Source organism: Pseudomonas fragariae (ex Marin et al. 2024) (genome assembly GCF_059621105.1).
In genome coordinates, this window is record NZ_CM184369.1 from 1,530,941 (window position 1) to 1,557,930 (window position 26,990).

The following is a 26,990-nucleotide window of genomic DNA, read 5'->3' on the forward strand; positions in this document are numbered from 1 at the left end:
CATCGCCCCGAACTCCGGCCGCTGCCCTGCAGCGGCTTTTGTATTTTCTGAAATAACGAAGTGGAGAGCCGCATGGTTCCCGTAATCGCCCTGGTGGGTCGACCGAACGTCGGCAAGTCCACCATGTTCAACCGCCTGACCAGGACTCGCGACGCCATTGTCGGCGATCTGTCCGGTCTTACCCGTGATCGCCAATACGGAGAGGCGAAGTGGCAAGGGCGCTCCTATATTCTGATCGACACCGGCGGTATCTCCGGTGACGAGCATGGCATGGACGAAAAGATGGCCGAGCAGTCGCTGCTGGCCATTGAAGAAGCCGATGTGGTGCTGTTTCTGGTGGACGCCCGTGCGGGCTACACCGCTGCTGATCAGATGATTGGTGAGCACCTGCGCAAGCGCAACAAGCGTTCCTACGTGGTTGCCAACAAGATCGACAACATCGACGAGAACCTGGCGCGTGCCGAGTTCAGCCCGATGGGTCTGGGCGACGCCATTCCGGTGGCCGGTGCCCACGGTCGTGGCATCTCGCAGATGCTTGAAATCGCCCTGCGGGAATTCCCCAGGGACGAGGACGAGCCTGAAGAGGGCGTTGAGGTCGAAGAAGTCGCCGAAGGTCAGGAAGCCAAGCGCATCCCCGGCCCGAGCGAGAAAGACGGCATCAAGATCGCCATCATCGGTCGTCCCAACGTCGGCAAGTCGACGCTGGTCAACCGCATGCTGGGTGAAGACCGGGTTATCGTCTATGACGAGCCAGGCACCACGCGCGACAGTATCTACATTCCCTTCGAGCGTAACGAAGAGAAGTACACGCTGATCGACACCGCCGGTGTGCGCAAGCGCGGCAAGATCCACGAGGAAGTCGAAAAGTTCTCGGTGGTCAAGACGCTGCAGGCCATCAAGGACGCCAACGTGGTGATCTTTGTGATGGACGCCCGCGAAGGTGTGGTCGACCACGACCTGAACCTGCTGGGCTTCGCCCTTGAAGCGGGTCGTGCGCTGGTCATCGCGCTGAACAAGTGGGACGGCATGACGCCGGGCGAACGCGATTTCGTGAAGATCGAGCTGGAGCGCCGGCTGTTCTTCGTCGACTTCGCCGACATCCACTTTATCTCGGCCATGCATGGCACGGGCGTGGGCAACCTGTATCAGTCGGTACAGAACTCGTTCAAGTCCGCGGTAACGCGCTGGCCAACCAGCCGCCTGACCCAGATTCTCGAAGATGCAGTCAGCGAGCATGCGCCACCGATGGTCGGCAGCCGCCGCATCAAGCTGCGCTACGCTCACCTGGGGGGTGCCAACCCGCCGCTGATCGTAATCCACGGTAACCAGGTCGAGAAGGTACCCAAGTCCTACGTCCGTTATCTGGAAAACACGTATCGGCGTGTGCTCAAGCTGGTCGGTACGCCAATCCGTATCGAGTTCAAGGGTGGCGAGAACCCTTATGAAGGCAACAAGAACACGCTCACTGACCGTCAGGTCAACAAGAAGCGTCGGATGATGTCGCACCACAAGAAGGCCGACAAGAAGCGCCGCGACAAGCGCTGAGTCAGCATCGGGAAAAAGGCGCTTCGGCGCCTTTTTTTGTGGCCGTTTAATGGGCTATCCTGCTTGACCCGTGCCGCCCGGTGCCGGGAGATTGCAGGGAAAGGGTTCCATGATCGACAGCAAGTTGCCCAACGTGGGCACCACTATCTTCACCGTCATGTCACAGCTGGCCGCCGAAACCGGGGCTATCAACCTGTCCCAGGGGTTTCCCGATTTTGACGGGCCGCAGGCGCTGCGTGATGCAGTCTGCCGACACGTCACTCAAGGCCATAACCAATACTCACCGATGACCGGCCTGCCTGCGCTTCGTCAGCAAGTCGCGGCAAAGATCGCCCGCAGCTATGGGCGTACGGTCAATCCGGACAGCGAAATCACCATCACGCCGGGTGCCACGCAGGCGATTTTCTGCGCGATCCACAGCGTTATTCGCGCTGGCGACGAAGTGATCATTTTCGACCCTTGCTATGACAGCTACGAGCCTGCCGTCGAACTGGCCGGTGGGCGCTGCGTGCATGTGCAACTGGGGCTGGATGACTTCTCCATCGACTGGCAAAAGCTCAGCGATGCGCTGAGCCCGCGCACCCGCATGATCGTCATCAACAGCCCGCACAACCCCAGCGGCGCGTTGATCAGCCGTGCAGAGCTCGATCGGCTGGCTGCGTTGATTGCCGATCGCGACATCTACCTGCTCAGCGACGAAGTCTATGAGCATCTGGTGTTCGACGGCGCACGCCATGTCAGTGTGCTTGATCACGAAGCGTTGTATCAGCGCGCCTTCGTCGTCAGCTCGTTCGGCAAGACGTATCACGTCACTGGCTGGAAAACCGGCTATGTGGTCGCGCCGCCAGCATTGAGCGCCGAGTTGCGCAAGGTGCATCAGTATGTGAGCTTCTGCGGTGTCACGCCGTTGCAGTACGCGTTGGCCGACTTCATGGCCGAACACCCGGAGCATGTCGATGAACTGCCAGGCTTTTATCAGGCCAAGCGCGACTTTTTCTGTGGTCATCTGGCCGAGTCGCGTTTCAGCTTCCGGCCAGTGGGCGGGACTTATTTCCAGTTGGTCGATTACTCGCAGATCAGGCCCGACCTCAACGATGTCGACATGGCCTTGTGGATGACCCGTGAACACGGTGTGGCGAGCATTCCGATTTCTGTGTTCTACCAGAGCCCGCCAGCAGGGCAGCGCCTGATCCGCCTGTGCTTTGCCAAACAGGAAGAGACGTTGCGTCAGGCGGCGGAGAAACTATGCGCGATCTAAGCGGGCTGCCGAACCTCAACCTCGCGCTGATCCAGACCACGCTGGCGTGGCATGATCGCGAGGCCAATCTCGAGCATTTCGAGCCATTGCTGGATCAGGCGCGCGGCGCGGACCTGGTGATCCTGCCGGAAATGTTCACCACCGGGTTCTCGATGGAGTCCGAGGCGCTGTCAGAACCGGAAGCCGGGCCTACATCGGCATGGCTACTGGCGCAGGCCAGGCGTATCGACGCCGTAGTGACCGGCAGCGTCATGATCCGCGCTGCCGATGGCAGTCATCGCAACCGCTTGCTGTGGGCGCGACCGGATGGTGCGCTGCTGCATTACGACAAGCGCCACCTGTTTCGCATGGCCGGAGAGCACGAGAATTACACGCCGGGCGATCGCCAGGTCATGTTTGAACTCAACGGCTGGCGTGTACGGCCGCTGATCTGCTATGACCTGCGCTTTCCGGTCTGGAGCCGTGACGCTCAGGACACCGACCTGTTGCTGTACACCGCCAACTGGCCGGGTGCGCGGCGTCTGCACTGGAATCGCTTGCTGCCTGCCAGAGCCATTGAAAACCTGTGCTATGTGGCGGCAGTCAACCGGGTCGGGTCGGACGGCAAGGGCTTCGCTTACACTGGTGACAGTCAGGTTCTGGATTTCCAGGGCGAGAGCCTGTTGAGCGTGGGCGAAGCGGACGGAGTGTTCAAGGCGACGCTCAGCGCGGCAGACTTGCATGCCTATCGCACACGGTTTCCAGCCGGGCTGGATGCTGATTCATTTAATATTGAATAAAGGTACTTCAGAATGTTTCTGGTCGGCCGATAGCTTCTCCAGAATTCCTGGAGACCGCCATGACTACCATCAATACATCCACGCTGAACAGTTACTCGAGCTCGTTGACGTTAGCGATTAAACCTACCGAGGCTGAAACAGCCAAGGCCACTGCTGCTGCCGCCACCACGACTACCGAAACAGAGAAAAGCTCTGATCAGGCATCCACCGAAGGTGGCAAGGCCGGTGCGGCGGGTGGCGGCGGCAGCGTGGGTGGCTCCAGCGAGTCGTCTCTCAATCAGACCATCGAGCAAATAAAGCAGCAGATCAAGGACGCTCAGAAACAACTCGCCGAGCAGAAAGCGCAGTTGGCTGCCGCACAAAGCAGCAAAGGCACGGCGGAAGAAAAGGCCCAGAAATCCATGGCGATTCAGGGTCAGATAGCGAGCACCAGTGCCAACCTGCAGACCTTGCAGGCCTCGTTGTTGCAATTGGAGACTGAAGGTGGCGTGAACACCACTGCGTGATCCCTCCTGATGAGCGTCCGAAGTGACGCTCATCATGCCCACTCACAGTGTTGCGTGGGCATTCAGCTGCGTCTGCCTCCGATCAGGCGGCGCAGCGTCCGGCGTTGCCTGTCACTCGTTCACGTTCATGAACTTGCGGGCCCACTCTACGTAGTCTTCAGGCTGCGTATAGGTGTGGGTCAGTTCGGTTGCGCTCATGTTCGATTCGTTGCCCAGGATCTGGCGCTGTTCGCGCAGGCAATCGTAGGTGGCCTTGATCGCGGCGAAGTACGCTGCGTGGCCATGTACGCAGACCCTCACACCCATCTCGGCAAGGCGCGCGTTGTCGTGCAGTTCCGGGTTGCCGTACGTCACCAGCATCAGCGGCACGGTCACACCTTCGGATATCTGCGCCAGGTGATCGAAGTCACGAATGCCGACGATGGTAATGCCGTCAGCTCCGGCAGCCTGGTATTGCTGGACCCGGCTGATGGCTTCCTGAACCGGAATGATCGCCGCGTTGGTGCGAGCGAAAATCGACATCTCCGGATCGACACGTGCTTCCAGTGCTGCGCGGATCTTGCCAACACCTTCTGCAGTGGAAATCAGGTCCGTGGATTTGCGTCCGAACTGCGCCGGCAGCAGGGTATCTTCAATCGTCAGTGCAGAAATACCGGCACGTTCCAGTTCGACAACGGTGCGCATGACGTTAAGGGCATTGCCATAACCATGGTCTGCGTCCGCGATGACCGGGAGCTGTGCGACACGGCCGATGCGCGTGGCCTGTTCAACGAATTCGCTCAGGGTGATCAGGGCGAAGTCAGGGGCTGCCAGGACTTGCAACGACGCCACGGAGCCGCCGAGGATGCCTACTTCAAAGCCCAGATCCGCTGCGATTCGCGCTGACATGGGGTCGAACACCGAGGCTGTGTGAAAGCAAGCGTTCGACGAGGTGAGCGCACGGAAGCTGCGGCGCAAATCTTGATGGGAAGCCTTGGGCATAATCGCTCCAAATGTGATTGGATCAGCTCAGCGTACCGAGGCCGATGGTAATTTCAATGCACGGTGGGTCTGCCCGAGCATTCTTTTCGTCCGGAAATCAATGCAATAGTCGTCTTGGTTTTATAGGAAAGGTGCAGCTGGCAGGTAAGTCCGAGCAGGCATCGTCAGCATATGAATTGCTGTTGGATTGGGCGCACTCTGGAGTAAGGGCAGCATGCTACCACAGCATAAATGAAAAAGATTATGCCGAAACAGGCAGGGTCATGCGTGGAATGCAAGAGGTGGGTGCAGCGTGAGGCGGGGGAGGGAAGCGGGCGCTGCGGATGGCGGACCTGCGTCCGCCATCCGGCTGTCAAATCAGGCAGCTTTGGCCTGAGTCTGGCTGAGTGAACGATTCAGGGCGCTGAACAGGGCGCGGAAGCTCGCCGTGGTGATGTTTTCATCGATGCCCACACCATGCACGGCGCGTTCGCCATTCACGCGCAGCTCAATGTAGGCGGCCGCCTTGGCGGTCGTACCCGAACCGATCGCATGCTCGTTGTAGTCCATGATTTCCACGGCCACTGGCAGACCGGCGACCAGTGCTTCCAGGGCGCCCTTGCCCTTGCCACGCCAGTGCTGGGTTTCGCCGTCGACGTGCACCTCGGCATCTACCGAGCTGTTGCCGTTCTCTTCCTGCAACTTATGGCTGATCAGCGCATAAGGAACGTTGGCTTGCAGGTATTCACGACGCAACAGCGAGTGAATCTGCTCGGCCGTCATCTCCAGGCCCAGGCGATCGGTTTCACCCTGAACCACCTGGCTGAACTCGATCTGCATGCGGCGTGGCAGGGAAATGCCATATTCCTGTTCCAGCAGGTAAGCGATGCCACCTTTGCCTGACTGGCTGTTGACGCGAATCACCGCCTCGTAGCTGCGACCGATGTCGGCCGGGTCGATCGGCAGGTAAGGCACTTCCCACAACTCGCCTTCCTTCTGCTGGGTGAAACCCTTGCGGATCGCATCCTGGTGCGAGCCGGAGAACGCGGTGTGAACCAGGTCGCCAACGTACGGATGACGTGGGTGCACCGGGATCTGGTTGCACTCTTCGACGACCTTGCGCACGCCGTCGATGTCCGAGAAGTCCAGCCCGGGATTGATGCCCTGGGTATAGAGGTTCAGCGCCACGGTGACCAGATCGACGTTACCGGTCCGCTCGCCGTTACCGAACAGGCAGCCCTCGACGCGATCCGCGCCGGCCATCAGGCCCAGCTCGGTAGCCGCAACGCCCGTGCCGCGGTCGTTGTGGGTATGCAGGCTGATCAGCACGCTGTCGCGGCGGGTAATGTTGCGGCCAAACCATTCGATCTGGTCGGCGTAAATGTTGGGTGTCGCCACTTCCACGGTGGCCGGGAGGTTGAGGATCACCTTGTTCTCGGGCGTCGGGTTCCACACCTCGATCACCGCATCACAGACTTCCTTGGCGAATTCCAGTTCGGTCGCACTGAAGGTCTCCGGCGAGTACTGGAAGGTCCACTGGGTTTCCGGCTGTTGTGCTGCGTATTTGACGAACAGCTTGGCGGCGTTGACCGCGATCTCCTTCACCCCGGCCTTGTCCTGATTGAAGACAATGCGGCGGAACGATGGGCAGGTCGCGTTATACAGATGAACGATGGCTTTCTTGGCGCCGCGCAGTGATTCGAAGGTGCGGGCGATCAGGTCTTCGCGAGCCTGGGTCAGTACCTGGATGGTGGTGTCATCCGGGATATGGCCGTCTTCGATCAGGGTGCGCACGAAGTCGAAGTCAGTCTGCGAAGCCGATGGAAAGGATGCCTCGATTTCCTTGACGCCGACGCTGACCAGGGCTTTCCAGAAGCGCAGCTTCTTGGCCGCGTCCATTGGCTCGATCAGCGACTGGTTGCCATCGCGCAGGTCGGAACTGCACCAGATCGGCACTGCGTCGATGGTCTTCGAAGGCCAGGTGCGGTCAGGCAGATCGATGGTCGGGAACGCACGGTACTTCTTCGAGGGGTCTTTGAGCATGGTCATCAGGAAATCCTTTTGTATTCACGGGGCCGGGGTTGGGCGGCCTGCCGTTCTGGATAGATAGCACAGGGAGTTGCGAACACAGGGACGAGGCACAGCATGCTAGCCAGGCAGTCGGGCGCTGACCAGGCTGAGGCACCGATGTTGGCGCAACAGAATAAGGGTTTGAGAGGTTTTCATGAGGCCAACCGTAACCATTGGCATGGATGATGGCAAGCATTTGAAAAAGATTGGAATAAATTCTCGAAAAGGCGCTTTTGGCGATTTTTTATAGCGGGATATTACGCTTTATGTACAGGTTGTTGTTGGACGAAAGCGATGTGCGCAATGAGGGGGCAGGTGAGCGAGCGGGGTAACACTCGCTCACCAACAGGCTTACGGCTGAAACGCGCCGATGAAGATCGCCGGGTCCACGCGCGCATCGTTGAGGCTGACGTTCCAGTGCATGTGCGGCCCGGTTGCGCGACCTGTGGCGCCGACTTTGCCGACCACTCCGCCACGCGGGACGAGGTCGCCGACCTTCACGTCGATCTTCGACATGTGGCAAAACATGCTGATGAAGCCTTGCCCGTGGTCGACGAATACCGTGTTGCCATTGAAGAAGTAATTGCCGGTCAGGATGACCTTGCCCGCTGCCGGGGATTTGATCGGCGTGCCGGCCGGCACCGCGAAGTCGAGGCCCGAATGCGGGTTGCGCTCTTCGCCATTGAAGAAGCGACGCACGCCGAACTTGCTCGACAACGGGCCATTGACCGGCTTGTCCAGAATCAGGTTGCTTGGCGTGCCTGGGCTGAAACTGCGGTAGGCGCGCAGTTGCTCGGCCAGTTCGCCCTCAATGCGTTTGTTGTCTTCAGGGTTGGGATTGACCTGACGTTTGTTCTTGAGCGTGATGTGCTGTTCCGGGTATTTCTTGCTGCCAACGGTGAAGTTGAGCGTGCGCCCGCCGGAGGTGACCTGCTGGGTGCCGGGTTTGACGGTCAAAGGAATGCCGACGATGGCCAGCCAGCGCGTGCCCTGTTCCTTGACCACCAGCACCGGTTTGCCTTGATAGGTGGCGGTCGGTGCCTGGGCGCCTGTGCCCAGATCGATAACCGCCACACCGCCGGGCACCGGCTTGTCGAGTGCGCGGGCAATAAAGCTGTCGGCGTGGGCGGGCAGACAGAGCAGCAGGGCGAACAGCGGGGCGATAAAACGTAGCATCAGGCAGTCAGTCCAGAAGGGAGAGGGTCACAGGTGTGAGGTGATTGTCTTCGACGCGTACTTGCAGTTCGCCTTCGCCGAGCCTGGCGGTAAGTCGTTGGCCCGTTTGCGTCTGTGCAGCGTTACGAATCGCGTGGCCGCGCTCGTCGAGCAGAATGCTGTAACCGCGTCCCAGTGTGGCGAGCGGGCTGACCACGTTGAGGGTCTGCACCTGGCTTTGCAGTTGCAGCTTGCGCGCCTTGATCTGTTCGCGAATGGCTCGCGGCAGACGCTCGGCCAGGGTATCCAGACGCTGGCGCAAAAAGGCCAGGGTCCGGCCTGGATGCTGGGCAGCAAGGCGGCTCTGCATATGCGCCAGACGCAGCTGACGTTGATGCATGTTCTGTTCAAAGGCGCGGCGCAGGCGCATGTCCAGGTCATCCAGCCGCTGCGACTGCTGACGCAAGCGCTCGCCGGGGTGACGCAGACGCCGGGAAATACCCTCGAGACGCAGCCGCTCGCGCATCAGACGGTCCTGCATGCGGCTGACCAGTCGCCGGTGCAGGTTGTCGACGCGTCGATGCAGGTCGCTGGAGTCCGGGGCGAGCAGTTCGGCGGCAGCGGAGGGCGTCGGTGCGCGCACGTCGGCGACAAAGTCGCTGATGGACACATCGGTTTCATGCCCGACAGCGCTGACAATCGGCGTTACGCAGGCGTCGATGGCACGGGCGACGGCTTCTTCGTTGAAGCACCACAGGTCTTCCAGCGAGCCGCCGCCACGGGCCAGGATCAGCGCATCGAAGCCTCTGCTGTCGGCCAGCTTCAGTGCGCGGACAATCTGGTTGATCGCCTCGCGGCCCTGAACGGCGGTGGGAATCAAGGTCAGCTCGACCCGCGGCGCGCGACGGCGGAACACGCTGATGATGTCGCGGATCACCGCACCGGTCGGTGAGCTGATGATCCCGATACGTTGCGGGTGCAGCGGCAGAGCGACCTTGCGCTCGGCGCTGAACAGGCCTTCGTCGCTGAGCTTGGCTTTCAGCGCATCGAACGCCAGGCGCAATGCACCGTCACCGGCAGGTTCCACGGTATCGAGAATCAGCTGATAGTCGCCGCGGCCCTCAAACAGCGAAACCTTGCCGCGCACCTTGACCTGCAAGCCGTCCTTGAGCGCCTGACGCACCCGCGCTGCGCTCTGCCGGAACAACGCGCAGCGCACCTGCGCGCCAGAGTCCTTCAACGTGAAGTACACATGGCCCGAGGCCGGGCGCGAGAGGTTGGAGATCTCGCCTTCGACCCAGATGCTGCTGAATACGTCTTCCAGCAGCACGCGCGCGCGGCCGTTGAGCTGGCTGACAGTAAGGACTTCCCGGTCGAGGCCGAGTCTTGCGAAAGGGTCTTTGATCATGTCGGGCATCATAATGGCAATGCCGGTCTGGCGCACAGGTCTGTCTCGTCGGTAAAGGCAGGATTGCTTCTTGACCTGAATGGCCAGCCCATTAAGCTGCGGCCTCGAACAGCTTTAAGCGACGCTCCGTTATGAACACCCAAAGCATCATCGTCCCGCAAATCTCCACCTTTCCCGGGCACGAGGCCAGAGCGCGGCTCATTCTGCGCTGGCTGGTCAAGCTCGATGTGGTCGAGCCGGAGCTGACCACCTGCGGACGCACCTATAACAAGATGGCCTACGCGGTGGCATCGGGAGCGAAGCGAGTGGTCAAGAATCCCGATGCGTTGCCGTTCGGGCAGGTCGTCAACGGCCTGGAAATCGTCACCAAGCGCTGCATCTATACCCCGCTGAACGACTTCGCCGAAGAGGCCGGTTGCCCGGAGTGTCGTCGCGAAGTGGGGGAGGCGCTGTTCGACAGCCTGGAAGACTGGATGCCCGGCCACACCGATAATTTCACTTGCCCCGAATGCCGCCATGAAGATGACATCAACGGCTTTCTTTTTCTCGACGCCTGCGGGTTCTCCAACCTCGGTTTCATCTTCAACAACTGGCTGGATGCGTCGTTCACGCAGACCTTTCTGGATGACTTCGCCGAACGTCTGGATCGCCCGGTCTCCTGCGTTAATGTGCGTCTATAAACAGCTTTGATAATAGGCTGAGGTTTACATTGAGCCGGGCGGGGTCTGTGGGTATAATGGCGCGCTTCCAATTTCCCGCCCGGGAGCCCCCGCGATGCTGCGTATCAGTCAAGAAGCCCTTACATTCGACGACATTCTCCTTGTGCCCGGTTATTCCGAGGTACTCCCTAACGAAGTCAGTCTGAAAACCCGTTTGACCCGTGGCATCGAGCTGAATATACCTTTGGTCTCTGCTGCAATGGATACTGTCACCGAGGCCCGTCTGGCAATTGCCATGGCCCAGGAAGGCGGTATCGGTATCATCCACAAGAACATGACCATCGAGCAGCAAGCTGCCGAAGTGCGCAAGGTCAAGAAGTTCGAGGCCGGTGTCGTCAAGGACCCGATCACGATCGAAGCCGACGCCACTGTTCGCGATCTGTTCGAACTCACCCGCATGCACAACATTTCCGGCGTACCGGTCCTGCACAATGGCGACCTGGTCGGCATCGTGACGTCCCGCGACGTACGCTTCGAAAACCGTCTTGATGTCCCTGTCCGCGAAGTGATGACGCCCAAAGAGCGTCTGGTCACCGTGCGTGAAGGCGCCGACAAGAACGAAGTGCGCGAACTGCTGCACAAGCACCGTCTTGAAAAAGTCCTGATCGTGGATGCCAATTTCGCGCTCAAGGGCATGATGACCGTCAAGGACATCGAAAAAGCCAAGGCTTACCCGCTGGCCAGCAAGGACGATCAGGCTCGCCTGCGTGTCGGCGCTGCAGTCGGTACCGGCAAGGACACCGGCGAGCGCGTCACCGCACTGGTCGCGGCTGGCGTTGACGTCGTGGTCGTCGATACCGCTCACGGTCACTCCAAGGGCGTGATCGACCGCGTTCGCTGGGTCAAGGAAAACTTCCCTCAGGTGCAGGTCATCGGCGGCAACATCGCCACTGGCGAAGCGGCCAGGGCACTGGTTGCCGCAGGCGCCGATGCAGTCAAGGTCGGTATCGGTCCGGGCTCCATCTGCACCACGCGTATCGTTGCCGGTGTCGGCGTGCCGCAGATCAGCGCCATCGCCAACGTCTCCGCTGCCCTTGAAGGCACTGGCGTGCCGATGATCGCCGACGGCGGTATCCGCTTCTCCGGTGACCTGTCCAAGGCCATCGTGGCTGGCGCCTCCTGCGTGATGATGGGCTCGATGTTCGCCGGTACTGAAGAGGCACCAGGCGAGATCGAACTGTTCCAGGGCCGTTCCTACAAGGCCTATCGCGGCATGGGCTCGCTGGGTGCGATGTCCCAGGCGCAAGGCTCTTCCGATCGCTACTTCCAGGATTCGTCCGCCGGTGCCGAGAAGCTGGTGCCGGAAGGTATCGAAGGCCGTGTGGCCTATAAAGGTCCGTTGTCGGCCATCATCCATCAGTTGATGGGCGGCCTGCGTTCCTCCATGGGTTACACCGGCAGTGCCGACATCGAGCAGATGCGCACCAAGCCCGAGTTCGTTCGCATCACCGGCGCCGGTATGGCTGAGTCCCACGTCCATGACGTGCAGATCACCAAGGAAGCGCCGAACTATCGCGTCGGCTAAAGCCTCCAGCTTCAAGCCCCAAGCAATCAGCTACAAGCGGTAGTTACGCACATGTAACTACCGCATTGATTCCGACAACTTGCCGCTTGCAGCGTATAGCTTGCAGCTGCTCAGAGAGTTTCCATGGCCCTCGACATTCACGCCCACCGTATCCTGATCCTCGACTTCGGTTCCCAGTACACCCAGCTGATCGCCCGCCGCGTGCGCGAAATCGGCGTGTATTGCGAGCTGCATCCGTTTGACATGGACGACGAAGCGATTCGCGAATTCGCTCCAAAAGGCGTGATCCTCGCCGGCGGCCCAGAGTCTGTACACGAAGCCGACAGCCCGCGCTGCCCGCAAGCGGTATTTGACCTGGGTGTGCCGGTTTTCGGTATCTGCTACGGCATGCAGACCATGGCCGAGCAGTTGGGCGGCAAGGTTGCCGGTTCCGAGCTGCGCGAGTTCGGCTACGCCCGCGTTGACGTAGTCGGCAAAAGCCGTCTGCTCGATGGTATCGAAGACCATATCGACGCCGACGGCCTGTTTGGCCTCGACGTATGGATGAGTCACGGTGACAAGGTCACCAAACTGCCGGAAGACTTCCACATTCTGGCCAGCACCCCGAGCTGCCCGATTGCCGGTATGGCTGACGACGCTCGCGGTTACTACGGCGTGCAGTTCCACCCGGAAGTGACCCACACCAAGCAGGGCGGTCGCATCCTGTCGCGCTTCATCCTCGACATCTGCGGCTGTGAAGCACTGTGGACCCCTTCGAAGATTGCTGAAGACGCTATCGCTCAGGTTCGCGCTCAGGTGGGTACTGACAACGTGTTGCTGGGCCTGTCCGGCGGCGTTGACTCTTCTGTCGTTGCCGCGTTGCTGCACAAGGCCATCGGCGATCAACTGACCTGCGTATTCGTCGACAACGGCTTGCTGCGCCTGCACGAAGGCGAACAGGTGATGGCCATGTTCGCCGAGAACATGGGCGTCAAGGTGATCCGCGCCAACGCCGAAGAGCAGTTCCTGAACAACCTGGCAGGCGAGAGCGATCCAGAGAAAAAGCGCAAGATCATCGGCCGCACCTTCATCGACGTGTTCGATGCCGAGTCCTGCAAGCTGGACAACATCAAGTACCTGGCGCAAGGCACCATCTACCCGGACGTCATCGAGTCGGCTGGCGCGAAAAGCGGCAAGGCCCACGTCATCAAGTCGCACCACAACGTGGGCGGCCTGCCGGAAGAAATGAACCTCAAGCTGGTCGAGCCACTGCGCGAGCTGTTCAAGGACGAAGTCCGCCGCCTGGGCCTCGAACTCGGCCTGCCCTACGACATGGTCTACCGCCACCCATTCCCAGGCCCAGGCCTGGGCGTGCGCATCCTCGGCGAAGTGAAGAAGGAATACGCCGACCTCCTGCGTCGTGCCGACCACATCTTCATCGAAGAACTGCGCAAGGCCGACTGGTACCACAAGGTCAGCCAGGCATTCGTAGTGTTCCAGCCAGTCAAATCAGTCGGCGTCGTCGGCGACGGCCGCCGCTACGCCTGGGTCGTTGCGCTGCGTGCGGTGGAAACCATCGACTTCATGACCGCTCGTTGGGCACACCTGCCTTATGAACTGCTGGAGACGGTGAGCGGCCGGATCATCAACGAGATCGAAGGGATCTCGCGGGTGACTTACGACGTGTCGAGCAAGCCGCCGGCTACTATTGAGTGGGAATGATTGGACGTCCGGCATTGTCCGGGACGATCTAGTAAGAAATGCCCTGGAGCCCGCGTAATTGCGGGCTTTTTGGTTCTGGCCGATCTCTTTTTGAGAATGATGTGATTACTTTTCACGCAAGATGCTCACCCCCAGCCTACCTGCGAGCCGAGTCAGGTTCGCGCGATCCAGATTAAGACCTCTAGCTGCAGCAGAAACATTGCCTTCTGAAAGCCTGAGAGCCTCTTCCAATATCGCTTTCTTGTATCCGTCGACAGATGATTTGAAATCGTGAGACGGGATCTGCTGTGCAAGGATAGAGCCTGATTTTTCCGCAACCCTCTCGGAGGGCGATTCCAGTAGGTCAAGGTCCTGCAATTCCAGCGACAAAACACTCTGCCTTTGCAAAGACGCCGCTCTTTTTTTTGCCTTCAGCGCGGCCCTCGCCATCAGGTGTTCCAGTTCCCGGATATTCCCTGGCCACGAGTAGCCGACTAATGCTTGGCGGGCAGAGTCGGAAAATCGCAACGAAGGTACGCCGATCCTCCAGCGGTTTTCTTCCGCGAATGCTCCGGCGAGCAACATGATGTCGTCCCGACGTTCTTTCAAAGAGGGGACGCGTAATGGGTAGACGCTTAGTCGGTGATACAAGTCTGCTCGAAAGCGACCCGCACGCACTTCCTCAATCAGGTCTCGGTTGGTGGCGGCAATCAAACGAATATCGACGACATGGAGCTTGTCTGAACCGACCCGCTGAAGCTGGCCACCCTGAAGTACGCGAAGCAGGGTGGCTTGCGCGGCCAACGGCAGCTCGCCGAGCTCATCCAGAAATAGTGTGCCAGTGCTGGCCACTTCAAATTTGCCCAGCCGATTTTCGATGGCTCCCGAAAAGGCGCCTTTGACGTGTCCGAAAAGCTCGCTTTCAATCAGGTGCTCAGGAAGGGCGGCGCAATTGACCGTTATGAACGGTTTGTCCGCTCGCGTCGAGAGATCGTGCAGCCGCTGGGCAACCAGTTCCTTACCTACTCCGGTTTCGCCGGTAATCAAAACCGTGAGGTCGCTTGAAGCGACCAGATCGATTTCAGAGAGGAGTTGCCTGAAACTTTCGCTGTTCCCAATCATTTCAGGCTTGGGCCTGCGTGCAGAGAGCCGGTACGCTTCTGCTCGTTTCCGTTCTCCGGCAACGGTGCGCAATAGATCATCAAATCGGGATGCCGCTACGACGGTCGCCGCAGCGAACATGGCAAAGGTCTCGACGGTTTGAAGATCCTGCTCAGAGAACTGCCCCACGGTCAGGGCGTCCAGTGTCAGAACCCCCCAGGTTTTGTCATTGATCCGCAACGAGCAGCCCATGCAGTCGTGTACGGGCAAGGCGCTTGAACCGATCAGTCCGTCATAGGGGTCTGGAAGATCACAGTTCGGTGGAAACAGAACGGCTCCCTGCGCTTCAATGATCGCCTCCAGTCGCGGATTGCTTGCCACGCGGTAGCGTCGGGCCATTGCGTCACTGGCCAAGCCATGCGCGGCAACCGGTATGAGTTCGCCCTGCTCCAAGCGCAGTAATGCCACAGCATCCGAGGGGACCAGCTCTCGCAATGCGTTCAGAACACGGTAGTAACGATGCTCTGCAGGCAGCTCTACTGCTAAATCACCCAAGAGCGGAAGAAGGGCATGCAACGCATTCAGTTGATGAGTCGAAATGACATCTTTTTTCACGGATCAGGTCTTAATAACACAGTCATAAAGACTCTATACGCCTTCGGCTTGCTGTTTTACAAGGCTTTTATGCCTGGCACGGCGGTTGCTCTAACCAAGGGTATAGATTCCTACCCTCTGGAGCCCACCATGCTGACCTCAACCCAGCGCGACATCATCAAAGCAACTGTGCCTCTGCTTGAAACTGGAGGGGAAGCGCTGATCACTTATTTTTATCAACTCATGCTCGACACGCACCCTGAAGTGCGTCCGTTGTTCAATGAGGCGCATCAAGCTAACGGGTCGCAGCCCCGCGCGCTTGCCAACGGCGTGCTGATGTATGCCAGGAATATCGACAGGCTCGAAAACCTGGGCGGGCTGGCGAGCCAGATAATCAACAAGCATGTGGCGCTGCAGATCCTTCCCGAGCATTACCCTATTGTCGGCTCCTGCCTTTTGCAGGCTATCCGCGAGGTGCTGGGCGCAGAAATCGCGACAGATGAAGTCATCGCAGCGTGGGCCGCAGCCTATCAACAGCTCGCAGATATCCTCATCGCCGGTGAGCAGAGTGTCTACGACGCCATTGCTGCAGCACCGGGCGGCTGGCGGGGTGGCCGTCAATTCACAGTCCTTAGAAAGGTGGCCGAAAGCGCTGAAATTACGTCATTTTATCTTGCGCCCACTGATCATCAGCCCGTTATCCGGCATAAAGCCGGACAGTACATCGGCCTACGGCTCATGATCGATGGTAAGGAAGTGCGGCGTAACTACTCTTTGAGTGAGCAGGCTGACGGTGTTCGATATCGAATCAGCGTCAAGCGCGAGCTGGGGGGACTCGCGTCTACCTATCTGCACGATCATGTGGAGGCGGGAAGCTCGCTCGATGTGTTTCCTCCTTCCGGGGATTTCACGCTTAACGACCATATCAAGCCACTGATACTTATCAGCGGCGGCGTCGGGATCACGCCAACGTTGGCAATGGCCGAGCAAGCGCTGGAGTCCGGGGAGCGACCAGTAACCTTCATTCACTATGCACGTAATGGTCAGGTGCATGCGTTCTCAGACCTCCTGCGAAGCTGGCAACAACGCTACCCGCTGTTCAAGGCTCGTGTCGTCTATGCGGAGCGGGCCGATCATGAGGTCTACACGCCAGACGCCATTGGCTTTCCCTTAATCACTCACCTTGAACAATGGCTGCCGGCTGACCGCGATGTCGACGTTTATTTCCTGGGACCCAAACCATTCATGGCATTCATGAAACGGGCCTTAAAGGATCTGGGAGTACCAGAGAAACAGGCCCGGTATGAGTTTTTCGGTCCCGCGCAAGCCTTGGCGTGAGGTTGCAAGGCAACTCTAGGCTCTGTACGAAAAGTGGCTGCGCTCGGTGATGCTTCGTTAAAAACAGGCTCGGAATGCTCATTTACAACACGTAGACTCCGCTTCCTCGCCTGTTTTTGCCTCGCCTGACCTTCGCTCGCCGACTTTTCGTACAGAGCCTAGGGCAGTGGCTAAAGAGTTCGTATTTGCTTTGGCAGATTCGGCTCAAAGACAATAAATGAGACCAGAGTGATGCATAACCAAGCGTTACCGGCACGAAATAATCAAAACCAGAACTTGCTATGGTCTGCGGTCGCTGCGGCCATGGTAATGGCCATTGGCATGGGCTTTGGACGTTTTGCTTATACCGGCGTCTATCCTGTGATGGTTCACGAGGGCATAGTGAACCTGCATGATGGCACTTTGGCTGCGTCAGCCAATTATGCCGGATACTTGTTAGGCGCTTTACTGGCTGCGCGCTTATCAAGCGGTCATTCACGCAGGTGGATAGTGGTCTCTATCCTCGCCAGCGTGGGGTGCCTGATTGCGCTGGCCTATACCGCACTGCCTTGGCTAATTATTAGCGTTCGAGGCGTGGCAGGGCTCTTCAGTGCGCTGTCCATGATCGCCGCATCGCAGTGGTTGTTGCAGCACAAGGGGCATCATGAGGGAGCCCCTATACTCTTTTCAGGAGTGGGCATAGGAATCTTCTTGTCAGCAGAAATTCTGGCCATTGCTCAAGGCGTCGGACTTAACAGTTTTAGTCTGTGGCTTACGCTGGGCGCGAGCAGCGCCGTACTAAGCGGCATTGCCATAAAGAAACTGGATAAGCGCTCCACCCATTTAATAGCCCCATCAGCCAGTGATGCTCCTGGGCGTCATATTGCGTTAGGCGCATGGCCTTTAATTGCGGCCTACGGGTTGGCGGGTTTTGGCTACATTATTACGGCGACGTACCTTCCGATGCTGGTGAAAAGCGCCTTTGGAGATATGAACCCCGTTCACATCTGGGCTATTTTCGGTCTTGGAGCCGCGCCCTCCTGCTACCTCTGGCACACACTTCACCTGAGATTTGGCACTCACGTTGCGCTCCGTGCAAACCTTCTGCTTCAAGCGTTCGGCGTCATTCTGCCAGTTATATCACCTACCGAGGTGGGATACGTGGGCAGCGCGTTAATTGTTGGCGGAACATTCATGGGCACCGTAACCATAGCCATGCCCGCCGCAAAACGCGTTTCACACACTATTAAGCACAACCTTATCGCTGTCATGACTGCTGCCTATGGCACAGGCCAAATCATTGGGCCGTTATTAGCGAGCTACCTGTTCGCATACAGCGGCTCGTTTAACACCTCGCTGATCGCCGCAGGCGTTGGCCTGCTGCTCTCGACACTGCTGACCGTTCGACTTCCTTCACCACTCCAGACAGACAGGTAGTGACATGAACACCACGAATTTCTGGTCCAGCATAGGGGTTCGGCTACCCATTATTCAGGCGCCGATGGTTGGCGTTTCAACTCCAGTACTTGCTGCCGAGGTTAGTAACGCAGGAGCCCTGGGATCGATCGGCCTTGGCGCCAGCACCCCGGATCAGGCACGAGCCCTTATAAAACAGACGCGCGAACTGACTGACCAACCGTTCAACGTGAACATGTTCTGCCATAGACCTGCCCGTTTTAGCCATACGCAGAACGATGCCTGGCTGGCCTATACCGCAAAATGGTTCTCCGAATTCAATGCAGCGCCTCCTCAAGAAATACGCGAAATTTATAAAAGTTTTCTGAGTGACCGGGTGATGCTTGAAGTGCTATTAGCCGAGCGGCCCGCCGTAGTCAGCTTCCACTTCGGCACACCCGACGCGGCCTGGGTAGCTGAGCTAAGAGAGGCGGGCATTGTTACGCTGGGTTGTGCCACCACGCTCAAGGAAGCACAAATGCTTCAGAAGACAGGCGTGGACGCCATTGTCGCGCAAGGCTATGAGGCAGGAGGGCACCGTGGTGTATTCGACGATACGCCCAACCAGGACCACGAGCTTGGGTTGTTCCCCTTGACCCGGATGTTGACTACACACGTAGGCTTACCGGTGATCGCAGCCGGTGGGATCATGGACGGCGTAGGCATTAACGCGGCATTGGCATTGGGGGCCATAGGTGTACAAATGGGAACCGCCTTTATCCTGTGTCCCGAGTCCTCAGCTACGCCCGAGCATCGCGCAGTGCTTGTCTCCGCAAGAGCCCATGAAACTCGCGTAACCAGCTATGTATCCGGCCGTCCTGCCCGTGGCTTGGCGAATCGTTTGTACCTGGAAAACACCGAACAACAGATCCCTGTCCCAGCCGAATATCCCTTGGCTTATGATGTGGCCAAAGCACTGCACGCCGCCGCTGTTCTAAAAGGCTGTCATGATTTTGCCGCTCAATGGGCCGGGCAAGGGGCGCCACTCGCACGCGCACTCCCTGCAGCAGAATTGATCAAAACCCTGGTGGAAGAGATGCGTTCAGCGTCTACATCCACAACCTTCCTGTAGAGAGACAATCAATGCCATTGCTGAAAATTGATGTAATAGAGGGCCGTTCGGATCAGGAAATCGAGACGTTGCTGGATGCGATCCACGACGCGATGGTGAACGCATTCCAGGTTCCTGAACGTGACCGCTACCAGGTGTTGAATGAACACAAAAGAAATCGACTGATCATTCAGGATACGGGTCTTGGATTTACGCGGTCCGACAAAGTCGTTGTCATCACCGCCATTAGCAGGCCGCGTCCAGCAGAGATGAAAAAGCGGTTTTATGCCCTGATAGCAGAAGGATTGGAGCGCAACTGTGGCATCGCAGCAGAGGACGTCATGGTTTCGATAGTGATCAACAGTGACGAAGACTGGAGTTTCGGTCTGGGGCGCGCTCAATTTCTAACAGGTGAGCTATAACGGCACTTCCGCCAATCACCACCTCGAACTTCACGCTAGATGCTGGGCAGAAATCAATCAGGGTTGGAGCTTATGTGATCTATCAAACGGCCCGAGAACGCAAAGGAATCAGCGCTACGTTACCCGCTGGTGATACGTCCCAATGAGCACTTTCACGCAAGAGGCTGCCTTCGTGACGGGCGTCTCAGCTCCTTACCGACCGCAAAACACCTCATTTGATACTGATCTGAAGTTCGAGGAAAATCGTTACGGACAACCCGCTCAAAGGCACCCCAGCCCCAGCCCCAACGCCGGGGTAGCCTAGCAAAAAATATTCGATATCCGCATCCCTAAAAACCAAGGACCCCATTCATGAAATCCCGATTTTCTCTCAGTTCATCTTTCCTGATCATGTTGTCGCTGACAGGATGCGCAGCGAATATGGATGCTCCAAAGCACGATCAGCCTGGAGAAAGCGCGCTTTACGGCAGTTGGCATGTTGCAGGTGTAGCGGTATCAGACTCGGGCGTGCAGGCACTGGGGGATGATGATCCGAGCTTTATGGGGCGACGTCTCAGTTTCAGTCACGACCAGCTTGCATGGAAAGCGTCCACAGACTCCACGGAAGATGTGTGCAAGGGGCCTGTTTTTCATAAGCTTCCGGCGATGAGTGGAGCTGAACTGGAGCCGCAACTCCATAAGCTTGGCATCGAAAAAGCTGTGCGCTATAGCGTTGAATGCAAATCTGGGAGCTGGGGTCCTTTTGACAAAGAAACTCCGGCATTTTTCCTGGCACAGGACGGGTCGTTAGCTCTTTCCTGGTATGACGGCGGACTGCTGAAGCTCGTGCGAGACTGATCACGCACAGACCCTTCGCATAGCGCTGTGAAGGGTCTCCTGAAAAAGTAACCTGCGTTGCAATCAGTACAACTGAGGCGGAACATCGGCTATTGGTACTAAGGGCTGCGCTCGGCAGTTACCTCTCTCTTACCACACAAGTCCCCCTGAGCATCAATTGTTGCTATCAGATCAGCCCCGACTGTAACTATCTCCCCATCAATAATCCGCTTATCGTCGACGCTTGTACCTACGGAGTGACAGTCATGCCGGATGCAGCCAATCTCTACCTGTTCATTGTCGCCGCCACGTTACTTTTAATCGTTCCGGGTCCGAACATGGCTTTTGTGACCAGTCATGCGTTGGCCCACGGTTGGCGTGCTGGCTTCGCTGCCGCTCTCGGTATCTCCTTCGCCGACGTGCTGATGACCGCTCTGGTCAGTGCAGGTATTGGCGCTGTGGTCATGAGTTGGGCACCTGCATTTGAAGTACTACGCTTGGCAGGGGCGTGTTATCTGATATGGATCGCCTGGCAAGCTTTAAAAGCGCCAGCCGCGACTGCCAGCGGGCAGCCCCAATTGGCTTCCTTCCGGAAAATATTCGCCAGAGGCACACTGAATAGCCTGTTGAATCCCAAGGCGCTTTTGTTCTTTATGGTATTCCTGCCTCAGTTTGTCAGCGTAACTGGTGGCAATGTCAGCCTCCAGTTGATGTTTCTCGGAGCGCTGCTTGCGCTGATCGCGCTACTTTTCCATACCGCACTCGGAATATTTGCCGGGCAGCTAAGAGGGAAACTGGGCGGCGGCAAGATCGCCAGATGTTTAGGGATTTATGGCTTTGCCGGGATAATGGCAGCGTTGGCGGCACGCTTGTTGTTTCTTGACCGCCCGCTTTGAGGCGGTGAATGAAAACTCGCAGCCGAGTCATGCGTACTCGGCGAGTAAGCGGCAGGCCATGTCACGTCCCAAACGCCACATCACCACCAGTTGCGCATGTACACGCTGGCCCTCCGCACACGTTATGACCTGAAGCCACTTGCCCACTAACCCCAAACCGCGGCGACTCCATTTATGTTCAAACGCATTCTGTCCGCTCTCAGCGGCAAGAAATCTCAAGCTTCAACAGATAACGCGCCTGCTGATGCGAAGTCGCCAGAAGCTCACGACGGCGAGTTGATCACTGCCTACGACAGTTACGGACGCGAGATAAAGATCACTCGGAGCGAGTGGCGCGAGAAGGTGTTCCTGCCCAATCTGCAACAGCAGTGGGGTGATGCTGACGAGCTCTACAACCTAATCGTTTCGGGGCTGAACGATGGATTTGCGACTGACCTGATGCCTGCCGCCGAGCGACTGGTCGAGATCGACGCTAATCCCGAGCGCAGTTATGTGGTGAACGGCATCGTGCTGATGCATAACGCCCGGCTCGATGCTGCAGAAGCCTCGCTGCGCGAAGGGCTGGCTAAAGTCGGCGTGTCGGGAATCATTCTGACCAATCTGGCCAAGGTGTTTGCCGAGCGTGGTGATCAATCAGTTGCAGAGGCAACGCTTTGGCAGGCGGTTGAGGCCGATCCGAATCAGGAAAACGGCCTGTTGTGGTGGCTGAGCATTCAGCAGGAGCGGGGTGGTGAGGCCGCCTATCTCGATGCTCTACGCACTGTAGCGGCGTTGCCGGGCAGTTGGCGTGCGCAGTTGTGGATGGCGCGGCATTACCTGCAGCAGCAGAACGTCGCGCAGGCGCGTGTGTTGTATGAGGAGGTACTGGCAGGTGGTCATTTCGACCGCAGTGCCTTGCAGATGATATCGGGCGACTTGGGCAACAATGGCCACATTCCGCTGATCATCGAGCTTGTCGGGCCTGCTTATGATGAGCACAAACATGATTCGACGGCAGGTCTCAACTTGCTGCGTGCCTATCAGGAACTGGGCAGGGTGGATGAAGGCGAAGCGTTGCTTACTCGCTTGTATGCACTCGGCTTTGCGCCAATCAAAAGTCACCTTGACCAGTTTGCGCATGCTTTCGAGGACGTGCGCAGGCAGGAAGACAAAGGCATTCCGATTGACCCTGCCAGCGTGACGATCAATACCTTGGCGCTGAACAAGCCGGTCTGGCACTACGGTTTGCGCAATGCTGACTGGCTCTTCGCGCAAAAACCGGAAGGTGCGCCAGAAATCGGTTTCTTCGCCCTGTCCAAAATCATGGAGAAAGCAGAGCCTGCCGAATCGCAGCGCGAAGATGATGTCGGGCGCTATACGCGTGCCATCCCTCTTTACCTGGCGGAGTCGGTTCACTATTGGCATGACTATGCAGCTACTTGTTATGTTCAGGTCGCGGAGGGGGCGGGGCCAGTTGTATCGGGGGTTGAGGTCGACGGCAACACACTGTTCGATATCGTCCCGCCAACGACGAAGTATTTCGTGACGGGCGAAGTGGGTTGTTCGGGTGAGGGCGATCAGGCCCAGTGGCGGATTTCCCTGAGCCTATGGAATTGTGCGACTCGCACCCGGCAAACCGTTGAAAGCGGTAGTGCAGGCAAGTCAGAACTTGGTGCGCTGGTACTTGATCTTCAACAGCACTTGCTGGTCGGTATCGGACTCAAGCGCGAGCAGCCACTGGATGTTTTTTACCAGCAGCCCACCGCCGAAGTACTGCCGGTGTATCTGACCCAGTTGGGCCAATCATTCATGCTGACGTTGCTTGCGAACGACCATTTGCCCAAGTCATCAATGTGGGGTGAGCGGGCCATGCTCGAGTGGCCTCTGAATATGGCGCTCCAGTGGCCTGAGATGGAGACCGCAAAACTGATGTACATCTCCGGGCTGGGAAAGGCGTTCGGTTACAAGTCGGAGACAGTCGCCGAGCACAAGCAACGAAGCCTGCAAGTGCTGAGCGAACTGGAGCGGGCAAACAGCCCGGCATGGCGCCTTGCACCGTTGGTATGGAAAGTGTTCGGCATGCAGGCAGAGCTGGAGGATTACCGCGCCAATCTACCGCCTGATGTAGAGCCGGCCTATATCGAATGGCTGGAGCGGGTGAGCCAGGCATAGCGGTTGATCGATGCAAAAAGCCGGAGCGGGCGTCACTGCCTTGCCCGGCTTTTTTACGCCTCGACTTCAGTTCGTGGTATCCACCCTTATCTTTCCCCAAATGCAGGTGTATCGTATTCGCCCCTCGCATTTGCTCGCAGATGCGCTCAGTCGTCGTTTTCCGAGGTTGCGCCGTTCATGTCCTTTACCCGTCGTCAAATCCTTACAGGCATCGCCGGTCTGGCCGTAGTCGGCCTTGGCGCGGGTGGTGCTTCGCGTTACTGGATGGGGCGTCGCGAGTCTGAAGCGGGCTCTGACTTCGTGCTGATCGCCGCTCCGCTGGATGTGGAACTGGTGGCGGGCCACAAGACGCCAGCCTGGGCCTTTGGCGGTTCTGCGCCGGGTACGGAGCTGCGCGTGCGGCAGGGTGAGTGGCTGCGGCTGCGCTTCATCAATCAGTTGCCGGTCGAGACGACCATTCATTGGCATGGCATTCGTTTGCCGCTGGAGATGGATGGCGTGCCGTATGTGTCGCAGTTGCCGGTCAAGCCGGGTGAATACTTCGATTACAAATTCCGTGTGCCGGACGCGGGTAGCTACTGGTATCACCCGCACGTCAGCAGCAGCGAAGAGCTGGGCCGCGGGCTGGTCGGGCCGCTGATTGTCGAAGAACGCGAGCCGACCGGTTTTGCCCATGAGCGCACGGTCAGTCTGAAAAGCTGGCACGTGGACGAGCAGGGCGCCTTTACCGAGTTCAGTGTGTTGCGTGAAGCGGCACGTGAGGGCACGGCGGGGCGGCTTTCAACGCTGAACGGCATTCCGCAGGCGGTGATTGAGTTGCCTGCCGGGCAGATCACTCGCGTGCGCTTGCTCAATCTCGACAACACCGTGACCTATCGACTCAACCTGCCGGACGCCGAAGCGCAGATCTATGCGCTGGATGGCAACCCGGTGAAACCGCGTCCCTTCGGCGACGAATACTGGCTGGGGCCGGGCATGCGCATTTGTCTGGCGATCAAGGCCCCGCCGGCGGGCGAGGAGATCTCACTGCGTAACGGCCCGGTGCGCCTGGGCACGTTTCGCTCGGTCGCCAATAACGACGCGCCCGGCCAGTGGCCGCCCGAGCTGCCGGCCAATCCGGTGGCCGAGCCTGATATGGCTAACGCCGAGAAGATCAATTTCAACTTCGAGTGGGTGGGCTCGATGTCGGTCAACACCGACAATGGCAAGCCGCCCAGCCTGTGGCAGATCAATGGCGAAGCGTGGGACATCACCGACAAGACCTGCGCCGATCGGCCTATCGCCAGGTTGAAGCTGGGCAAGAGCTATATCTTCGAGTTGAAGAACATGACTCAGTATCAGCACCCGATTCACTTGCACGGCATGAGTTTCAAGGTAATCGCCTCCAATCGGCGCAAGATCATCCCGTACTTCACCGACACCTTTTTGCTGGGCCGTAACGAACGGGCGCGAGTGGCGCTGGTGGCGGATAACCCCGGCGTATGGATGTTCCATTGCCACGTGATCGACCATATGGAAACCGGCCTGATGGCCGCTATCGAGGTGGCATGATGCGGCAACCGCAGATCATCGACCGCAGCAAGGATCAGGATTTCATGCGCGAGGCGCTGGCACTGGCCGCGCAAGGCGCACTGCTGGGCGAGGTGCCTGTCGGGGCAGTGGTGGTGCAGAACGGCGAGATCATCGGTCGCGGTTACAACTGCCCGATCAGCGGCAGCGACCCCAGCGCGCATGCCGAGATGGTCGCGATTCGTGACGCAGCCAAGGCGCTGGACAATTATCGCCTGCCGGGCAGCACGCTCTACGTGACGCTGGAGCCGTGCAGCATGTGCGCGGGGCTGATCGTGCACTCACGGGTGGCGCGTGTGGTCTACGGGGCGCTCGAACCCAAGGCGGGCATCGTGCAGAGCCAGGGGCAGTTTTTCAGTCAGGCATTTCTCAATCACCGCGTACTGTTCGAAGGCGGGGTGCTGGGCGAGGAGTGCGGGACGATCTTGAGCGAGTTTTTCAGAATGCGCCGGGCAGCCAAGGACGCTGACAAAGGCCAGGGCAACGTTTAGAGCGGAGATTCGTCCGTGCTGCTGGACGAGGGGACGGGGGAGGCTGGCGGGACGGGCGGTTGGGTCTTGTCGACGCCAGGAACATGCAGGTTGCCATCGGCGACCTGACTGCCTTCAAGCTGGGGCTGCGTCACCCAGGTCAGAATGTCGTAATAACGGCGAATGTTGGCCACGAAATGCACCGGCTCACCGCCTCGGGCGTAGCCGTAACGCGTTTTGCTGTACCACTTCTTCTGTGCCAGACGCGGCAGCATTTTTTTTACGTCGAGCCATTTATCAGGATTCAGCCCCTCGTTCTGGGCCAATTTGCGCGCATCCTCAAGGTGACCGCTGCCAATGTTGTAGGAAGCGAGAGCGAGCCATGTGCGATCCGGCTCTTTAATCGAATCGTCCAGCTGATCTTTTATGTAGGCAAAGTACTTTGCCCCGCCCTGAATGCTCTGGCGTGCATCCAGCCTGTTGGACACGCCCATGGCTTGCGCGGTGTTCTGGGTGAGCATCATCAGGCCGCGCACGCCGGTTTTCGAGGTCACGGTCGGCTGCCACATCGATTCCTGATAGCCGATGGCGGCCAGCAGTCTCCAGTCGACCTGTTCTTTCTTGGCCGATGTCTGGAAGTGCTTCTCGTATTTGGGCAGGCGTTCCTGAAGGTGCTGGGCAAAGGTGTAGGCACCGACATAGCCGAGCACGTCGACGTGGCCGTAGTAACGGTCCTTCAGGCGTTGCAGGGTGCCGTTCTTTTCGACCTTGTCGAGGTAGGCGTTGATTTCGTTGAGCAGGCTGTTGTCTTCACCCGGCGCGACGGCCCAGCGCTGTGCACGGGCTTCGCCCAGGTCAAAGGCTACGCGTACATTGGGGAAGTAGACCTGGTTCATTGCCAGCTCATTGGAGTCGACCAGGGTCAGATCGATCTGGCCTTCGTCGACCATGCGCAGGAGATCAACGACCTCGACCGCGTCCGATTCTTCATATTGAATGCCGGGATTCTGCGCCTTGAGCGCCGCCAGTTGCTCGGCATGCGCGCTGCCTTTGAGCACCACGATGCGTTTGCCCACCAGATCGCCGGGATCGGTCGGTCGCGACTGGCCGTTGCGATAGACCACCTGAGGGGTGACTTCCAGATAAGAGTGCGAGAAACGCGCCTGTTGCTTGCGCAGTGGCGTTTCAATCAGGCCGGCGGCACCGAGTACCGGACCGCCCGGTTTGTTCATCTGGTCGAAAAGATCGTCCAGATTGTCAGCTGTTTCTATCTTCAGTTCGACGCCCAGATCATCGGCAAAGCGCTTGACCAGCTCGTATTCGAAGCCGGTTTCACCGTTGCGATCCTGGAAATAAGTCGCCGGGCTGTTGCGGGTGATCACCCGCAGTACGCCGTCCTCCTTGACTCGCTCCAGTGTGGTGGGTTTTTCCACACAGGCGCCGAGCATCAGGAAGAGTCCGGTTGCGATGAGCCATTTGGCGCAACGTGGGCGGAAATCTGGTTTGAAGAACATCGGTGCAGTATACGCAAAGCGCACCGGGC

The 26,990-nt window shown here is 58.5% G+C and carries 22 protein-coding genes; 16 read left to right on the plus strand and 6 right to left on the minus strand.

Translation table 11 applies throughout. The features are described from left to right. Positions 1-72 precede the first annotated feature (72 nt). The 4 genes from der to AC54XV_RS06980 all read left to right on the plus strand — a co-directional run bounded on the left by der (position 73) and on the right by AC54XV_RS06980 (position 4,088). Positions 73-1,545, plus strand: coding sequence for a ribosome biogenesis GTPase Der (gene der, locus AC54XV_RS06965; protein WP_011266911.1), 1,473 nt, complete (start codon positions 73-75; stop codon positions 1,543-1,545). A 109-nt stretch (positions 1,546-1,654) separates the two neighbouring features. Beyond that, a complete protein-coding gene (locus AC54XV_RS06970; RefSeq protein WP_011266912.1) occupies positions 1,655-2,803 on the plus strand; it encodes a pyridoxal phosphate-dependent aminotransferase in 1,149 nt (382 codons plus the stop codon). Next, positions 2,791-3,582 (plus strand): amidohydrolase, encoded by a 792-nt coding sequence (locus AC54XV_RS06975; RefSeq protein ID WP_496718207.1) that lies wholly within the window; start codon positions 2,791-2,793, stop codon positions 3,580-3,582. The genes AC54XV_RS06970 and AC54XV_RS06975 overlap by 13 nt, the downstream gene beginning before the upstream one ends. A 59-nt stretch (positions 3,583-3,641) precedes the next feature. After that, positions 3,642-4,088 carry a FlxA-like family protein gene (locus AC54XV_RS06980; RefSeq protein ID WP_004406464.1) on the plus strand — a complete coding sequence of 149 codons (447 nt, stop codon included), beginning with the start codon at positions 3,642-3,644 and terminating at the stop codon, positions 4,086-4,088. Positions 4,089-4,199: 111 nt separating this feature from the next. Here the strand turns inward: AC54XV_RS06980 and AC54XV_RS06985 are convergent, their stop codons facing one another. From AC54XV_RS06985 to xseA, 4 genes are all read right to left on the minus strand, one after another. Continuing rightward, a complete protein-coding gene (locus AC54XV_RS06985) occupies positions 4,200-5,069 on the minus strand; it encodes an isocitrate lyase/PEP mutase family protein (protein ID WP_004406462.1) in 870 nt (289 codons plus the stop codon). 357 nt (positions 5,070-5,426) lie between these two features. Further along, the gene (leuA, locus tag AC54XV_RS06990) at positions 5,427-7,097 is read right to left on the minus strand and encodes a 2-isopropylmalate synthase (RefSeq protein ID WP_496718210.1); all 1,671 of its coding nucleotides are present in this window, start codon (positions 7,095-7,097) and stop codon (positions 5,427-5,429) included. A gap of 372 nt (positions 7,098-7,469) precedes the next feature. Continuing rightward, complete coding sequence (locus AC54XV_RS06995; protein ID WP_096135868.1) at positions 7,470-8,294, minus strand: M23 family metallopeptidase; 825 nt, start codon at positions 8,292-8,294, stop codon at positions 7,470-7,472. 7 nt (positions 8,295-8,301) lie between these two features. Then, entirely contained in the window at positions 8,302-9,681 is a 1,380-nt protein-coding gene (xseA, locus tag AC54XV_RS07000) for an exodeoxyribonuclease VII large subunit (RefSeq protein WP_024652114.1), read from the minus strand. 131 nt (positions 9,682-9,812) lie between these two features. Between xseA and AC54XV_RS07005 the strand changes: the two genes are divergently transcribed. The 3 genes from AC54XV_RS07005 (at position 9,813) to guaA (ending at position 13,626) form a co-directional block, all read left to right on the plus strand. Continuing rightward, positions 9,813-10,361 carry a hypothetical protein gene (locus AC54XV_RS07005; protein ID WP_011266917.1) on the plus strand — a complete coding sequence of 183 codons (549 nt, stop codon included), beginning with the start codon at positions 9,813-9,815 and terminating at the stop codon, positions 10,359-10,361. A 94-nt stretch (positions 10,362-10,455) separates the two neighbouring features. After that, positions 10,456-11,925: an IMP dehydrogenase gene (gene guaB / locus AC54XV_RS07010; protein WP_003314194.1), complete on the plus strand. Its 1,470-nt coding sequence runs from the start codon at positions 10,456-10,458 to the stop codon at positions 11,923-11,925. 123 nt (positions 11,926-12,048) lie between these two features. Beyond that, entirely contained in the window at positions 12,049-13,626 is a 1,578-nt protein-coding gene (guaA, locus tag AC54XV_RS07015) for a glutamine-hydrolyzing GMP synthase (RefSeq protein ID WP_003433442.1), read from the plus strand. A gap of 105 nt (positions 13,627-13,731) precedes the next feature. Here the strand turns inward: guaA and norR are convergent, their stop codons facing one another. Then, the gene (gene norR, locus AC54XV_RS07020) at positions 13,732-15,321 is read right to left on the minus strand and encodes a nitric oxide reductase transcriptional regulator NorR (RefSeq protein ID WP_024660544.1); all 1,590 of its coding nucleotides are present in this window, start codon (positions 15,319-15,321) and stop codon (positions 13,732-13,734) included. A 129-nt stretch (positions 15,322-15,450) separates the two neighbouring features. Between norR and hmpA the strand changes: the two genes are divergently transcribed. The 9 genes from hmpA (at position 15,451) to tadA (ending at position 25,468) form a co-directional block, all read left to right on the plus strand. Beyond that, positions 15,451-16,638 (plus strand): NO-inducible flavohemoprotein, encoded by a 1,188-nt coding sequence (gene hmpA, locus AC54XV_RS07025; RefSeq protein WP_024660545.1) that lies wholly within the window; start codon positions 15,451-15,453, stop codon positions 16,636-16,638. A 231-nt stretch (positions 16,639-16,869) separates the two neighbouring features. Beyond that, positions 16,870-18,054, plus strand: coding sequence for a YbfB/YjiJ family MFS transporter (locus AC54XV_RS07030; protein WP_496718214.1), 1,185 nt, complete (start codon positions 16,870-16,872; stop codon positions 18,052-18,054). Between the two features lie 4 nt (positions 18,055-18,058). Next, positions 18,059-19,144, plus strand: a complete 1,086-nt coding sequence (locus tag AC54XV_RS07035) for an NAD(P)H-dependent flavin oxidoreductase (protein WP_058399010.1) — start codon at positions 18,059-18,061, stop codon at positions 19,142-19,144. Between the two features lie 11 nt (positions 19,145-19,155). Beyond that, positions 19,156-19,545, plus strand: a complete 390-nt coding sequence (locus AC54XV_RS07040) for a tautomerase family protein (protein ID WP_003409144.1) — start codon at positions 19,156-19,158, stop codon at positions 19,543-19,545. A 351-nt stretch (positions 19,546-19,896) separates the two neighbouring features. Continuing rightward, positions 19,897-20,382 carry a hypothetical protein gene (locus AC54XV_RS07045; RefSeq protein ID WP_004406435.1) on the plus strand — a complete coding sequence of 162 codons (486 nt, stop codon included), beginning with the start codon at positions 19,897-19,899 and terminating at the stop codon, positions 20,380-20,382. Positions 20,383-20,627: 245 nt separating this feature from the next. Then, positions 20,628-21,257, plus strand: coding sequence for a LysE family translocator (locus AC54XV_RS07050; protein WP_024659500.1), 630 nt, complete (start codon positions 20,628-20,630; stop codon positions 21,255-21,257). A gap of 174 nt (positions 21,258-21,431) precedes the next feature. Continuing rightward, positions 21,432-23,408, plus strand: coding sequence for a tetratricopeptide repeat protein (locus AC54XV_RS07055; RefSeq protein ID WP_496718216.1), 1,977 nt, complete (start codon positions 21,432-21,434; stop codon positions 23,406-23,408). Positions 23,409-23,585: 177 nt separating this feature from the next. Next, complete coding sequence (locus tag AC54XV_RS07060) at positions 23,586-24,959, plus strand: multicopper oxidase family protein (RefSeq protein WP_060409044.1); 1,374 nt, start codon at positions 23,586-23,588, stop codon at positions 24,957-24,959. Then, a complete protein-coding gene (gene tadA / locus AC54XV_RS07065; RefSeq protein ID WP_024659503.1) occupies positions 24,959-25,468 on the plus strand; it encodes a tRNA adenosine(34) deaminase TadA in 510 nt (169 codons plus the stop codon). The genes AC54XV_RS07060 and tadA overlap by 1 nt, the downstream gene beginning before the upstream one ends. Here tadA and mltF read toward each other — a convergent pair. After that, complete coding sequence (mltF, locus tag AC54XV_RS07070; protein ID WP_011266923.1) at positions 25,465-26,961, minus strand: membrane-bound lytic murein transglycosylase MltF; 1,497 nt, start codon at positions 26,959-26,961, stop codon at positions 25,465-25,467. The two genes, tadA and mltF, sit on opposite strands and share 4 nt — an antisense overlap. Positions 26,962-26,990: the final 29 nt, after the last annotated feature.